Annotated in this window: 13 protein-coding genes; 2 read left to right on the top strand and 11 right to left on the bottom strand. The window is 55.3% G+C overall.

The window, feature by feature from the left end; all coding sequences use genetic code 11:
• Positions 1-2 precede the first annotated feature (2 nt).
• The 6 genes from hisS to ndk form a co-directional block, all read right to left on the bottom strand.
• Positions 3-1277, bottom strand: coding sequence for a histidine--tRNA ligase (gene hisS / locus EDC52_RS18120; RefSeq protein ID WP_131867485.1), 1275 nt, complete (start codon positions 1275-1277; stop codon positions 3-5).
• A gap of 20 nt (positions 1278-1297) precedes the next feature.
• Positions 1298-2419 carry a flavodoxin-dependent (E)-4-hydroxy-3-methylbut-2-enyl-diphosphate synthase gene (ispG, locus tag EDC52_RS18115; protein WP_131867483.1) on the bottom strand — a complete coding sequence of 374 codons (1122 nt, stop codon included), beginning with the start codon at positions 2417-2419 and terminating at the stop codon, positions 1298-1300.
• Between the two features lie 35 nt (positions 2420-2454).
• Entirely contained in the window at positions 2455-3399 is a 945-nt protein-coding gene (gene rodZ / locus EDC52_RS18110; RefSeq protein WP_131867481.1) for a cytoskeleton protein RodZ, read from the bottom strand.
• Positions 3389-4144: a type IV pilus biogenesis/stability protein PilW gene (gene pilW / locus EDC52_RS18105; protein ID WP_407924235.1), complete on the bottom strand. Its 756-nt coding sequence runs from the start codon at positions 4142-4144 to the stop codon at positions 3389-3391. Before pilW ends, rodZ begins: the two co-directional genes overlap by 11 nt.
• 23 nt (positions 4145-4167) lie before the next feature.
• On the bottom strand, positions 4168-5349 hold the full coding sequence (locus tag EDC52_RS18100; protein ID WP_131867479.1) for a bifunctional tRNA (adenosine(37)-C2)-methyltransferase TrmG/ribosomal RNA large subunit methyltransferase RlmN: 1182 nt from the start codon (positions 5347-5349) through the stop codon (positions 4168-4170).
• A 171-nt stretch (positions 5350-5520) separates the two neighbouring features.
• Complete coding sequence (gene ndk / locus EDC52_RS18095) at positions 5521-5952, bottom strand: nucleoside-diphosphate kinase (RefSeq protein ID WP_131867477.1); 432 nt, start codon at positions 5950-5952, stop codon at positions 5521-5523.
• Positions 5953-6228: 276 nt separating this feature from the next.
• Here ndk and sseA point away from each other — a divergent pair, with 276 nt between their 5' ends.
• Entirely contained in the window at positions 6229-7071 is an 843-nt protein-coding gene (gene sseA, locus EDC52_RS18090; RefSeq protein WP_131867476.1) for a 3-mercaptopyruvate sulfurtransferase, read from the top strand.
• Between the two features lie 20 nt (positions 7072-7091).
• Here the strand turns inward: sseA and sseB are convergent, their stop codons facing one another.
• From sseB to trmJ, 5 genes are all read right to left on the bottom strand, one after another.
• Positions 7092-7892: an enhanced serine sensitivity protein SseB gene (gene sseB, locus EDC52_RS18085; RefSeq protein ID WP_131867475.1), complete on the bottom strand. Its 801-nt coding sequence runs from the start codon at positions 7890-7892 to the stop codon at positions 7092-7094.
• 4 nt (positions 7893-7896) lie between these two features.
• Positions 7897-9195, bottom strand: a complete 1299-nt coding sequence (gene pepB, locus EDC52_RS18080; RefSeq protein ID WP_131867474.1) for an aminopeptidase PepB — start codon at positions 9193-9195, stop codon at positions 7897-7899.
• A 437-nt stretch (positions 9196-9632) separates the two neighbouring features.
• The gene (locus EDC52_RS18075) at positions 9633-10796 is read right to left on the bottom strand and encodes an IscS subfamily cysteine desulfurase (protein ID WP_131867473.1); all 1164 of its coding nucleotides are present in this window, start codon (positions 10794-10796) and stop codon (positions 9633-9635) included.
• Between the two features lie 59 nt (positions 10797-10855).
• On the bottom strand, positions 10856-11350 hold the full coding sequence (gene iscR, locus EDC52_RS18070; protein ID WP_131867471.1) for a Fe-S cluster assembly transcriptional regulator IscR: 495 nt from the start codon (positions 11348-11350) through the stop codon (positions 10856-10858).
• A 144-nt stretch (positions 11351-11494) separates the two neighbouring features.
• Positions 11495-12226, bottom strand: coding sequence for a tRNA (cytosine(32)/uridine(32)-2'-O)-methyltransferase TrmJ (trmJ, locus tag EDC52_RS18065; protein WP_131867469.1), 732 nt, complete (start codon positions 12224-12226; stop codon positions 11495-11497).
• Between the two features lie 117 nt (positions 12227-12343).
• Here trmJ and suhB point away from each other — a divergent pair, with 117 nt between their 5' ends.
• A complete protein-coding gene (gene suhB / locus EDC52_RS18060) occupies positions 12344-13147 on the top strand; it encodes an inositol-1-monophosphatase (protein WP_131867467.1) in 804 nt (267 codons plus the stop codon).
• Positions 13148-13154: the final 7 nt, after the last annotated feature.

Genomic DNA, 13154 nt, shown 5'->3' with positions numbered 1-13154 from the left:
CCTTAACTTAGAATCGATGCCAGTCGTACCGCGACATCATCTTGCGCCAGCGTTTCCTGACTACCGGTAGCCAGAATTTTAACCACTACCTGACCGGCCGCTACTTCACTTTCACCCAGCACCAGAGCGACTCGAGCGCCCCATTTGTCTGCGCGGGCAAACTGTTTCTTGAAATTGCCGCCGCCATGGTTGGTCATGATACGGGCCTGGGGCAACGCATCCCTGATACCCTCGGCCAGATTGACCGCCGCGATCTGGGTGCCGGCCCCGGATGAAATAACGTAAACGTCGACCGCCGGTATCGGCCTGAAATCGGGATTAACCGCCTGAACCAGCAATACCAGACGTTCCAGCCCCATTGCAAAACCGACAGCAGGAGTGGACCTGCCGCCAAGCTGTTCCACCAGGCCGTCGTAACGCCCGCCGGCGCAGACAGTGCCTTGTGAACCCAGACTCTCGGTCACCCACTCGAAGACGGTACGATTGTAATAGTCCAGACCACGAACCAAACGCGGATTTACCGTATATGGGATGCCGGACTGCTCTAAAAGTTCACATAAGCCGTTAAAGTGTTCACGAGACTCTTCATCAAGATAGTCGGTCAGCACCGGCGCATCGTTTAACAGCAATTGGATATCGGCATTCTTGGTATCCAGCACCCGCAGCGGATTAGTATACATGCGGCGCCTGCAGTCTTCGTCCAGACTTTCTTTGCGTTGTTCCAGAAACGCGGTGAGGGCTTCGCGATAGTTGGCGCGGGCCTCGAGCGAACCAATCGAATTAAGCTCCAGCCTGACGTGCGCGGAGATGCCCAGGGCACGCCACCAGCGAGCGTTCAGCAGAATCAGTTCGGCGTCGATATCCGGTCCCTGCAGGCCGAAGACCTCGGCACCGAGCTGGTGAAACTGACGATAGCGTCCTTTTTGCGGGCGCTCATGGCGAAACATCGGGCCGGTGTACCAGAGCCGTTGTTCCTGATTATACAACAGACCATGCTCTATGCCGGCACGCACGCAGCCCGCAGTGCCTTCCGGCCGCAGCGTGAGGCTATCCCCATTGCGATCCTCGAAGGTATACATCTCTTTTTCGACCACATCGGTGACTTCGCCGATGGCACGCTTGAACAGCGGAGTCTGCTCAACGATGGGCAAACGGATTTCGCTGTAGCCATAGCCTGCCAGCACCTGCTTGAGCGTGTCTTCAATACGTTGCCAAAACGCGGTATCGGCGGGCAAATAGTCGTTCATGCCACGGATGGCCTGGATATTCTTCGCCATGTTACTTCCCGGTAAAATTTTTAATTTTCAATCAGATTAACCGTAATGCGCTTGCTTTCATCAAGCATCGCCGCTTTAGCGCGTATCTTCGCTTCAAGCTGATCGATCATATTTTCATTGTCGAAGCGTTCCCGCTGACGGACCCCGTCTTCATAGAAACCGCTTTTATTATGGCCGCCAGTGACGCCTATCGTCGATACCAGCGCCTCGCCCGGTCCGTTGACCACGCAGCCGATAATGGAGATATCCATCGGCGTGACGATGTCTTCCAGACGTTGCTCCAGGGCATTCACTGTGCCAATGACGTCAAACTCCTGACGGGAGCAGGTCGGGCAGGCGATAAAGTTGATACCGCGTGCGCGAATACGCAACGACTTGAGGATATCGAAGCCGACCTTGACTTCCTCAACCGGATCCGCCGCCAGGGAGATACGCAGCGTGTCGCCGATCCCCTCACTCAGCAGCAGGCCGAGCCCGATAGCTGATTTGACTGAGCCGCTACGGGCCCCGCCGGCTTCGGTAATACCAAGGTGCAGTGGTTGATCGATACGGGATGCCAGCAAACGATATGACTCAACCGCCAGGAACACATCCGAGGCTTTGACACTGACTTTGAACTGGTCGAAATTGAGACGGTCGAGAATATCCACATGCCGCATGGCGGATTCGAGCAGGGCCTGGGGAGTTGGCTCGCCATATTTTTCCTGCAGATCGCGCTCAAGCGAACCGGCGTTGACACCGATACGAATCGGAATGTTTTTATCGCGGGCACAGTCGACTACCGAACGGATACGAGCTTCATTGCCGATGTTGCCGGGATTGATACGCAGGCAATCGACGCCGTATTCAGCTACTTTCAGCGCTATGCGGTAATCAAAATGAATGTCGGCGACCAGCGGAACATTGACTCGCTGCTTGATGAGCCTGAATGCTTCTGCCGCCTCCATTGTCGGGACGGATACACGCACAATATCGACACCGACGCGTTCAAGTGCCTGTATCTGATTCACGGTAGCGTCGACATCGGTGGTGCGGGTGTTGGTCATTGACTGCACGGCGATAGGGGCGCCGTCACCAATTGGCACCTTCCCGACGTAAATCCTGGTCGATTTACGACGGTTGATGGGTGCGGAATTATGCATTACTTACTCTCCATAATTGCCGATGTACAGCGCCGTTACTGCGCTGTTACTGTCAGTCGTGCAACCTGGTTAGACTTGACGAAACGGCTGAGATCCACCGGTTTGCCTTGATATTCGATTTGAACGGCTGATGGCGCACCGATTTTCAGTTTATAAGGGGCCTGGCCATTAAGATTGAGCGAGGCGCCTTTACGCTGAATACCGCTGAAAAGTTTTTTGCCGCCCGCATCGATAACTTCCAGCCAACAGTCGCCGGAAAAATTCATCACCAGCGCATTGCTGTCGGTTTCGGCAGCGGCAGGCTGCTCGGCCACTATTTCAGGTGCCGATGCCGGCACTGCCTGGGCAGTGGGTTGCGCCTGGCTTACCGCGGCGGGTTGCGACGGGGTTAGGGGCTGGTTTGCCGAAGCGCCATCGACAGCCTGCGGTGTTTCATCTGCCGGCGGCTGTCCAACGTCATCATTGCCGAGGCTACCGCCGACGCTGATGGGTGTTGACTGACCGTCGCCGCCATTGCGTGAGAGCTGGGCGGAGGACTGATCGGCCATATCGGCGATATCCCGCTGCTGAGCCTGGTGATTTTGCCACCACCATGCGCCGGTAAGCCCGATGACCACAAACAGAATTAGCCAGGTAAAGCCCATCAGCCAGCCGTCACGCTTCTTGCGGGTTTTCCCCAGGGAAAAGCTTTGCATCGGCGCCACTTTGGCCGCCTTGACCGGCGCCTGCTTGGCCATCATCGGCAGCAGTTCGTCTTCAGAGACATGTACCAGTCGCGCGTAAGAGCGGATATAGCCGCGCAGGAAGGTAGAGGCCAGATTGGGATTGGCCTTGTCCTCTTCGATGTCACGAACGGTAGACACCTTGAGGCACAGGCGTTCGGCGACCGCCTGTTGGCTCAATCCCATTTGTTCCCGGGCCAGACGCAGACGTCCGCCGGTGGTTGAAGCTGTATTTTCTTGAAGGTCTTCAGTATTCATTAGCTAGGAACTGCTGGTACTGTTTAGATTGTGGGAAACTCCGCGACAGCCGTGTGCCATAACGTTGTACATCGTTCTGGCGTCCCGCCTGCTGCGCGAAACGAATCTGTAACCATAAACTTTCGGCACTCGCCGGAAGAACATGCTGATAAACGTCAATTAATAGTTTTGCTTGGTCTGGCTGTCCATCATCAAGTTGCCTGCCCGCCTCACCGACCAAGGTCGTTCCCTTGTCCGGATTATACTTCAGCGCACGGCTGAGCAAGGGACGGGCCTCTGCGTATTGTCCTGCTTTGAAAAAGCAGTAGCCCGCATTTTCCAGGCTGTCGGCCACCTGGCCGTAATCCGCCGCTTGCGCGGCGGCGGCAAACTGCTGTTGTGCCGGTACATACTGCCCTAAACCACATAAAAACGCACCGTAATTATTCAGAACAGTGCCATTTTGCGGCGCCAGTTTAAGGGCCAGTTGATAGCGATTCTGCGCAGCAGCGTTTTCCCCTACCCGCTGCTCGTACATCGCCATCCCCAATTGCATCCGGTAGTCGCCAGGCGCCGCCTGAACCGCTTTGTCCAGATTCTGCCTGGCGGCGTCGAGCTTCCCTGTTGCAAGGTACTCCAGACCCAGCTGCAGACGCGTCTGGGCTGATTCTGATGTGACACCGGTTTCAGTTTTTCCCTGGCCGCCGGCGCAGCCGGCAAGCAGGACCGTAACCAATATAAGACTCCCTGTACGAAGACACATCATGCCGGGTTCCCGTTGAGTGTTGGTCAAACCGACTTCACCTGGATAGGTTCTCCGGCCGCCTGTTTACGCAGGGTGCGCTTGGTGCGATCGATGACGTCGCCTGCCAGTTGCCCGCAGGCGGCGTCGATATCATCTCCGCGCGTCTTGCGCACGATGGTGGTGAAACCATAGCCCATCAGTACCTTGGAAAAGCGATCCACCCGGCTATTGGAGCTGCGGCCATAAGGCGCGCCCGGGAAGGGGTTCCAGGGGATAAGATTAATCTTGCAGGGGGTATCCTTCAGGCATTCAGCCAGTTCATGGGCATGCTCGGTTCCGTCGTTGATGTGATCAAGCATAACGTACTCTACGGTAACCCGCCCCTGATTGGCATTCGACTTGGCCAGATAGCGACGAACCGAACTCAGGAAAGTCTCGATATTGTATTTCCTGTTGATCGGAACGATTTCGTCGCGAATGGTATCGTTGGGCGCATGCAGCGAAATGGCCAGGGCCACGTCAATCATGTCGCCGAGCTTATCCAGCGCCGGCACCACACCTGAGGTAGACAGCGTCACCCGGCGCTTGGAGAGACCGAAGCCGAAATCGTCCAGCATGATTTCCATGGCCGGCACGACGTTGGTCAGGTTCAGCAGCGGCTCGCCCATTCCCATCATCACCACATTGGTGATCGGACGCTGGCCGGTGACCTTGGCGGCACCGATTATCTTGGCAGCCCGCCATACCTGGCCGATGATTTCGGATACCCGCAGGTTGCGGTTGAAGCCCTGCTGGGCAGTGGAACAGAAGGTGCATTGCAGCGCACAGCCTACCTGGGAAGATACGCACAGGGTAGCGCGGTCATCTTCGGGAATGTACACCGTTTCAACCTGCTGGTCGCCCACCTTGATAGCCCATTTGATGGTGCCGTCAGAAGAGCGTTGCTCTTCTGCGACTTCCGGTGCACGGATTTCAGCCACCGCTTTAAGCTTGGCGCGAAGATGTTTGTTGATGTCCGTCATCTCATCAAAGTCATCACAGCAGTAGTGATACATCCATTTCATCACCTGATCGGCGCGAAAGGGCTTCTCACCCATGTCGGCAAAGAACTCCCGCATCTGTTGACGGTTCATATCTAGCAGATTCAGTTTTTGAGGAGCTGCAGGCGTGGTTTTGGCTACGTTCACCGACTCAGGGGACGCGATAGAAATAATGTGTTCAGACATAGTAGTATTTGAAGGCCTCGTTGTTACACGTTATGGCGCGAAAACATAAAGAAATGCCCCGGCCGAGTGCGGATATCCACCTCATCCGGGGCGTGTTGAGTAGTGATTTTAGCGCAGTGCAGCCAGGCTTAAAAGGTGAAGCCACGCTTTTTTATTGTTTTGCGGCGTGGATTAACGTGTACGCGGGCAGATTTCGCTTTCGGTGAAGAAATAAGCGATTTCACGGGCAGCGGATTCGGTCGAATCCGATCCATGCACGGCATTCTCAGTCAGGCTGTCGGCGTAATCGGCGCGCAGGGTACCGGCCAGTGCATTGTCAGGGTTGGTGGCGCCCATGATTTCACGATGACGGCGAACCGCCTCTTCCCCTTCCAGGGCCTGTACCATTACCGGGCCGGAAGTCATAAAGCCGACCAGGCCGTCAAAAAACGGCTTGCCCAGGTGCTCAGCATAAAAACCTTCGGCCTGCTCGCGGGTGAGCTGTACCATCTTGGCGGCCACGATCTTAAGACCGGCAGTTTCAAAACGCGCATAAATGGCGCCGATGGCATTTTTGGCAACGGCATTAGGTTTGATAATTGAAAACGTGCGTTCTATCGTCATAGTAGCCTCTAGGTTGCAAGGTTTGGATTAGCCGGGCTAATCGTTTGTTATACCAGCCGGTTTCAGTGGCGCAGATTATAGAAGTGTATCTCGTACTTGCCTATATGAATAATGACAATTAGGTAAAATAAATGTAGCGTTTTCTCGCTGCCCTTCCTGCGGAATGGGATCGAAACAGCCCTTGCACGCTTGTTCGCTGCGATGAAATCATTGAAAATGATTTATTCACCCGATATGAGGCGAGCCCTGCCCGCCCTTTCCGCACCGGAGTCATGAATGGCCGAATCCCTGTTTGTCACCCGTCACTGGTTAGCAGCGAATCTGAAAAAACCGGACCTGTGTATCCTCGATGCTCGTATGCTGCCGCCAGGTTACAGCGGCCCCCGCAACATTGAACAGGAGTTCAGCGCGGCCCATCTTCCCAACGCGGCTTTTTTTAATATCGAAGCATTATCCGATACCCGCAGTCCTTATCCCCACATGCTGCTGCCTCCGGCTGAATTTGCCGGCGCTATGAGTGAACTCGGCGTCAACCATCGCCAGCAGGTGATTATTTATGATGAAGGTACTCTTTTCTCCGCTCCCAGAGCCTGGTGGATGCTGCGCAACGCCGGAGTAGAACGGGTTTCTCTGCTGGCCGGCGGTCTTGCCGCCTGGCAGCGTGAAGGCCGCCCGCTGGAACAGGGCGCCGTGACCCCGCTGCGTCAACATTTCGAATCCTCGCCGGATCAAAGCCAGGTCAGAAGCCTGCAGGAGATGCAGAGGATCGTTGAACAGGGCACAGCGCAGATTGTGGATGCCCGCTCGGCAGAACGCTTTACGGCACAAGCCCCGGAACCGCGGCCAGGACTGCGCCGCGGCCATATCCCCGGTAGCCTTAACCTGCCGTGGAATGAACTGGTGCGAGAGGGTTGTCTTAAGCCGGCCGCAGAATTGCAAGCCAGATTTGAGCAGGCGGGTGTTGATCTGGAGCGGCCGATTGTAGCCAGTTGCGGGTCCGGCGTTACCGCTGCGGTGCTGTTATTGGCGCTGACGGAACTGGGCGCCAACAACCTGGCGCTGTATGATGGTTCGTGGGGAGAATGGGGCAGCCGGAATGATTTACCGGTAGCCCCATGAATACGGACCAGGGCTTGCCTTCAGGCCTGGCCCTCGGTTTTCAGCGAACGTAACCAGCTACCCCAGCGTCGTTCATAGAACGGGTTGATATGTTTGTCGAAATAATGACTGATGCCCGGTTCATCCTGACTGATCAGGCAGAGATCGACCGGCTGATCATCAGGCGCGGTATCGGTCGCGACCCGTCCCGCCGCCTGGATGGCAGCGTCTTCATCGCCATCGCAGTCAAGCCCGATAAGCCAGTGCGGCGCCGCATCCCTGTCTTCGCGAATTAACACCATAAATGCCCGGCGCACCTGGCGATACTGAGCAAACAGCTGGGTCAGCGAATCCACCATCTGTGCCGGCTTGTCGGCGCTATCAGTCAATGTGATACGACTATCACCCTCCAGGATCACTCGTTCCGTCAGGGCGTCGCCATCGTTCATCAGCAACGCGCTGACTTCATCAGGGCCAAATTCCTTGCCATAAGGCAGTTCAGGATTGAGATACAGCTCGGCACCCGCCGTCATGGCGAACAGATGGCGCGTCGGCATGGCCAGAAAGGGCTGCTTATCACTGACGGCTTTCTGCAGCGCTTCGACCGAGGTAAAAAAAGGAATGGTTGAACTGCCATCCTGTTTTTTCCAGTGTCGCAGATTGACCGGCTGTTGTTCGTCAATCCGCTGCGCCCCGGCAATCCATTGTTCGGCGTTGCCATCATCCCCCAGTACATACACTGTCGACTCCATCAGCAGCTTGAAGAAAGCCGGACGGTGAGCCGGCTCATTCGCTGCGTTTTGCAGGGCGTTCTCCAGTGCGTTACCCTGTTGCGTACCCATCTGTTTATTTCCCTGCCTGTGCCAGTAACAGATTAGCCAGGGTGCGCACGCCCAGCCCGGTCGCGCCGGCGGACCACTGTTCAACCGCGCCTTTGCGATAGGTGGCTGAACAATCGATATGCAGCCAGCCCTGGCGGTAGTTTTCAACAAAATGCGACAGGAAGGCCGCCGCTGTGCTAGCTCCGGCGGTATTCGCCGCCCCGGCCACATTGCTCAGGTCGGCAAAACTGGACGGCAGTTGGCGGCGGTGGAATTCGGCCAGCGGCAAACGCCAGAATGGCTCATTTTCTTGCTCTGCGCTTTCGAGCAGCGCACCGGACAGTGCATCATCAAAACTGAACAACGCATGAAAATCATTACCCAAGGCGGTTTTTGCCGCGCCGGTAAGGGTAGCGCAGTCAATGATAATACGCGGTTGCCGAGCGGCGGCGTCAATCAAGCCATCAGCCAGCACCAGACGGCCTTCCGCATCGGTATTCATCACCTCGACGCTTTTACCGTTGCGATAGCGGATAATATCGCCCAGCTTGAATGCATTACCGCTGACCATGTTGTCGGCACAGCAAAGGTACAGCCTTACCCGCTGATTAAGTCCCCGGGCGATGGCCAGGGCCAGAGCACCGGTCACTGTCGCGGCGCCGCCCATATCGGACTTCATGGAGTCCATTGAACTGCTGCCCTTCAGGCTATAGCCACCGGTATCGAAAGTTATCCCTTTACCCACCAGGCAGGCGAGTACCGGCTCATCAGGGTTGCCGCTGGGGTTGTAGTCCAAAGACAACATCACCGGTTGGCGGTCAGAGCCCCGGCCAACGGTGTGCAGGCCCATGTAATTCTTTTCGCGCAGGTCTTCTGCCTTGGTAATACGGTAGCTTATCGCTTCATCCGCTACGGTATGCATGATGTCAACCGCGCGCATCGCCAACTGTTCAGGCCCCAGTTCTTCGGCAGGGGTATTGATGGTATGACGAACCCAGTCGATGATTTTCAACCGGTCATCCAGTTCTTTGCGGTCGGCGGCAGACAGTTCAGGCCAGTTAACCTCACGGCTGCCTTTGGGCCCCCGATAGCCCTGCCAGAAAGACCAGCAATGCTCCAGGTCCCATCCGTCCCCGCTGAGACTGACGTGTTTGACGCCCTGTCCGTCGATTTTACGCGCCGCGCGCTGTACATCATCCAGCGAATTATCGCTGGTCAGATGGATGGAGATCCCAAGATCGTTTACGCTTAATAGTGCCTTGTCGCCCCAGCGGGCATCTGCCGGCACGCTGGATAGCATGACCTGCATCGCTTCGGTTGTCATAACCTTGCTCCGATAATATGTTGTTCTATGATGCAATACTGCACACGTCCTGTGCAGTCACATGGTATTGGGTCGTTCCCTGACGACCCGGCGTTAGCCGATATCTTGCCATCTAACCAGACGCTCTGCACGGCTGCCATCTCTTTTTGTGCCAGAATCGGCACTCACGGGGGAAATATTCTTTTATCATAGTGACAAAAAGATGACATCTAACGGTAACAATAGGCTGCAATAGCCCCCAGGTCAGTCACTGGCGACAGCCGCCCGGGTATTAGCCAGCGCCATCAGGCTGATATAGTGCCTCATCAGGCTGATATAGTGCCCGATCATGGCTATACGGCGTATTACACATTGTGGTTAAACGGAAGATACGGCGTTGAGGAAGCGCTGATTGCCCCGACCAGGCAGATAATCAGCGATAACATCGGCAGGCAGGATTAATGCTGAGCTGAAACTTTACGCATGTTGGCCACCGCTTTGCACACCAGGTCGATTGCGTAATCGATCTGTTCGATGGTGGTATAACGGCCCAGTGAGAAACGCAGTGAGCTGTGGGCCAGTTGTTCATCAACCCCCAACGCGCGCAGCACATATGAGGGTTCCATACTGGCGGAAGTACAGGCCGATCCTGAGGAAATAGCCAGGTCTTTCAGCGCCATGATAAGCGACTCGCCATCCACATGCGAGAATCCCACATTGAGGATGGTCGCCACGCCCCGTTCAAGCGATCCATTCAGTCGGACGGCCTCGACAGTGCGCAGTCCTTGCCATAAACGGTCGCGCAGACCGCGCAGACGTGGAATTTCAGCAGCCATTTCTTCGCCAGCAATTCGATACGCCTCACCCATGCCGACAATCTGATGTACCGGCAGCGTGCCAGAACGCATGCCGCGTTCATGGCCACCGCCATGCATCTCGGCGCTGATACGTACCATCGGCTTGCGGCTGACGTAGAGCGCGCCAATGCCTTTAGGCCCATACAATTTATGGCCGCTAAATGACATCAAATCAACTTTCAAGGCCGCCAAATCGATAGGCAGCTTACCGACACTCTGGGTCGCATCCACATGAAACAGAATATGCCGGCTGCGGCATAGCTCGCCGATTGCAGCAATATCCTGAATAATACCAATTTCATTATTGACGTGCATCAGCGACACCAGAATAGTGTCAGCGCGCATGGCGTCTTCCAACTGCTGCAGTTCAATAATGCCATTGGGCTGTGGCGTAAGCCAGGTTATTTCGAAGCCTTCCTTTGCCAACTGCAGACAGCTATCCAGTACGGCTTTATGTTCTGTTCGGCTGGTAATGATGTGCCTGCCTCGGTCCTGATGGAAATGGGCAGTGCCTTTGATCGCCAGATTATCTGATTCAGTGGCTCCGGAGGTAAACACAATTTCCCGAGGATCAGCGTTGACCAGCCCGGCAATGTGATTACGCGCAACGTCTACCGCCTCTTCCGCCTGCCAGCCAAAGCGATGGGAACGGGAAGCGGGATTACCGAACGTACCCTCCAGCGTCAGGCAGCCCATCATCTTTTCGGCCACCCTTGGGTCTACCGGGGTAGTGGCGGAATAATCCAGGTAAATCGGTAATTTCATTGCTCAAATACTCCGTGCATCACATTACTTCCAAATCTTGCTGCTGACGTGATTTCTGCTTATGCGCGCAGATTAACGTCAATGGTTTCCTGCACCCGTCCATGCGGCAGTCGGCGGGTTTCGATGTCCTGGCGATCCGCCACTTCAAGCACTTCCTGGTTGTCTACCAGCTCAGCCAGCGTAATGTTGTTAAGGAAATCGCTGATGCGAACGCTCAGGTCGCGCCACAGGGTATGGGTAAGGCAACGATCGCCGCCCTGGCAGCTTTCTTTCCCCTGGCAACGGGTTGCATCGACCGATTCGTCAACAGCGGTAATGATCGCGCCAACAGCGATTTGATTGGCATCTTTGCCCAGCAGGTAGCCACCGCCAGGTCCACGAACGCTTGCGACCAGTTCATGCTTGCGCAGGCGGGAAAAAAGCTGTTCGAGATAGGAAAGGGAAATGCCCTGGCGCTCGGAAATTTCTGCCAGCGGAACCGGCCCCTGCTGGGAATGCAATGCGACGTCAAGCATGGCGGTGACCGCATAACGGCCTTTGGAAGTCAGTCTCATAATGGTATACCGAGTTGTTGAATCGTGCAGAAAGTCTGCCATTCCCGACTAATTTAGTCAACTATTTACCCCACCATTTCACTCAAGTATTATGAGCGGATATGTCGGGGGAAACGCCCGCCTTTTCCCTATGAATTCGAGGGATTAATCCTGTTTGTCACCGGGCTTGTCAATTGATGTCAGAATACCGCGCAGGATATTCAGCTCCTGGGTTTCGGGTCGGGCGCGCGCAAAAAGGCGGCGGAGTTTATTCATCACCTGCCCGGGGTGGGCTTTTCGGATAAAACCGGTCTGCAGCAAGACCTTTTCAAGGTGCAGGTAGAACCGCTCCAGATCGTCTACTAATGGATAAGGCGATTCGGCATGCTGCACCTCGCTGGCATGGAGACTGTCCAGCCAGGCAACGCGCGCTTCATAAGCCAGGATCTGCACCGCCATCGCCAGGTTCAGCGAACTGTATTCCGGATTGGCGGGAATGGCGACGTGGTAATGGCACTTCTGTAGTTCATCATTGGTCAGCCCGACACGTTCACGGCCGAACAGCAGCGCCACCGGCGCTTCTTTACCCTCGCTGACGGCTTTAACGCCGCATTCGCGTGGTTCAAGCATCGGCCAGGGAAGCGTGCGGGATCGCGCACTGGTGCCAACCACCAGACTGCAACCGGCAATGGCTTGGTCGAGGGTATCCACCAAGGTCGCATTGCCGATAATATCACTGGCGCCGGCCGACAGGGCGATAGCCTGAGAATCGGGTTTTGTCAGCGGATTAACCAGATAAAGACTGCTCAGGCCCATGGTTTTCATGGCTCGGGCTGCTGAGCCGATGTTTCCTGTGTGGGATGTTTCAACCAGTACAATGCGGATATTGTGCAGCATAATCTTTTAAGGCAAAGGAGAAGTGAGCAATATATTATCACAAGCATATGTTTTTTGCTGGAGCTCTGATATAATCCGCGCCGTTTTAGTTCTTTAACATCTTAGTGGACGATATCCATGCATCCGATGCTCAACATCGCCATTCGCGCTGCGCGAAAGGCGGGTAATTTAATTGCCAAACATTACGAAACTCCCGATGCTGTAGAAGCCAGTCAGAAAGGCAACAATGACTTTGTCACCAACGTTGACCGCGAAGCGGAACGTTTGATAATTGAAGTCATCCGTAAATCTTACCCGCAACACACGATTATCAGTGAAGAATGCGGTGAGCTAACCGGTGAAGATCAAGACGTACAATGGATTATCGACCCGCTGGATGGCACCACCAACTTCATTAAGCGTCTCCCTCATTTTGCTGTTTCCATCGCTGTGCGCCTGAAAGGCCGCACCGAAGTCGCGGTAGTGTATGATCCGATGCGTAATGAGCTGTTTACCTCCACGCGCGGCCAGGGCACTCAGCTTAACGGTTATCGTCTGCGTGGCAGCACCTCTCGCGATCTGGAAGGCACCATTATCGCCACCGGTTTCCCGTTCAAGCAAAAGCAACACTCCGCCAGCTACATGAACGTCATGACCAAATTGTTCGTCCATTGCGCGGATTTCCGCCGCAGCGGATCCGCCGCCCTGGATCTGGCCTATCTGGCCGCTGGCCGGGTGGACGGTTTCTTTGAGATTGGCCTGAAACCTTGGGATTATGCCGCCGGTGAATTGCTGGTGCGTGAGGCGGGCGGTGTGGTAACCGATTTTGTCGGCGCCCATAACTACCTGAACTCAGGCAATATCGTTGCGGGAAATCCGCGGGTAGTGAAAACCATGCTGGCGGTGATGCGCGAAGAACTGAGTGAAGCGCTGAAACGTTAATGACATC

Source organism: Biostraticola tofi (assembly GCF_004343195.1).
Lineage (GTDB): Bacteria > Pseudomonadota > Gammaproteobacteria > Enterobacterales > Enterobacteriaceae > Biostraticola > Biostraticola tofi.
This window is presented reverse-complemented; position numbering and strand designations above follow the sequence as displayed.

Excerpts from the sequence above, each read along its gene's own strand:
- hisS (WP_131867485.1), bottom strand. The coding sequence starts at position 1,277 with ATGGCGAAGAATATCCAGGCCATCCGTGGCATGAACGACTATTTGCCC.
- ispG (WP_131867483.1), bottom strand. The coding sequence starts at position 2,419 with ATGCATAATTCCGCACCCATCAACCGTCGTAAATCGACCAGGATTTAC.
- rodZ (WP_131867481.1), bottom strand. The coding sequence starts at position 3,399 with ATGAATACTGAAGACCTTCAAGAAAATACAGCTTCAACCACCGGCGGA.
- pilW (WP_407924235.1), bottom strand. The coding sequence starts at position 4,144 with ATGATGTGTCTTCGTACAGGGAGTCTTATATTGGTTACGGTCCTGCTT.
- EDC52_RS18100 (WP_131867479.1), bottom strand. The coding sequence starts at position 5,349 with ATGTCTGAACACATTATTTCTATCGCGTCCCCTGAGTCGGTGAACGTA.
- ndk (WP_131867477.1), bottom strand. The coding sequence starts at position 5,952 with ATGACGATAGAACGCACGTTTTCAATTATCAAACCTAATGCCGTTGCC.
- sseA (WP_131867476.1), top strand. The coding sequence starts at position 6,229 with ATGGCCGAATCCCTGTTTGTCACCCGTCACTGGTTAGCAGCGAATCTG.
- sseB (WP_131867475.1), bottom strand. The coding sequence starts at position 7,892 with ATGGGTACGCAACAGGGTAACGCACTGGAGAACGCCCTGCAAAACGCA.
- pepB (WP_131867474.1), bottom strand. The coding sequence starts at position 9,195 with ATGACAACCGAAGCGATGCAGGTCATGCTATCCAGCGTGCCGGCAGAT.
- EDC52_RS18075 (WP_131867473.1), bottom strand. The coding sequence starts at position 10,796 with ATGAAATTACCGATTTACCTGGATTATTCCGCCACTACCCCGGTAGAC.
- iscR (WP_131867471.1), bottom strand. The coding sequence starts at position 11,350 with ATGAGACTGACTTCCAAAGGCCGTTATGCGGTCACCGCCATGCTTGAC.
- trmJ (WP_131867469.1), bottom strand. The coding sequence starts at position 12,226 with ATGCTGCACAATATCCGCATTGTACTGGTTGAAACATCCCACACAGGA.
- suhB (WP_131867467.1), top strand. The coding sequence starts at position 12,344 with ATGCATCCGATGCTCAACATCGCCATTCGCGCTGCGCGAAAGGCGGGT.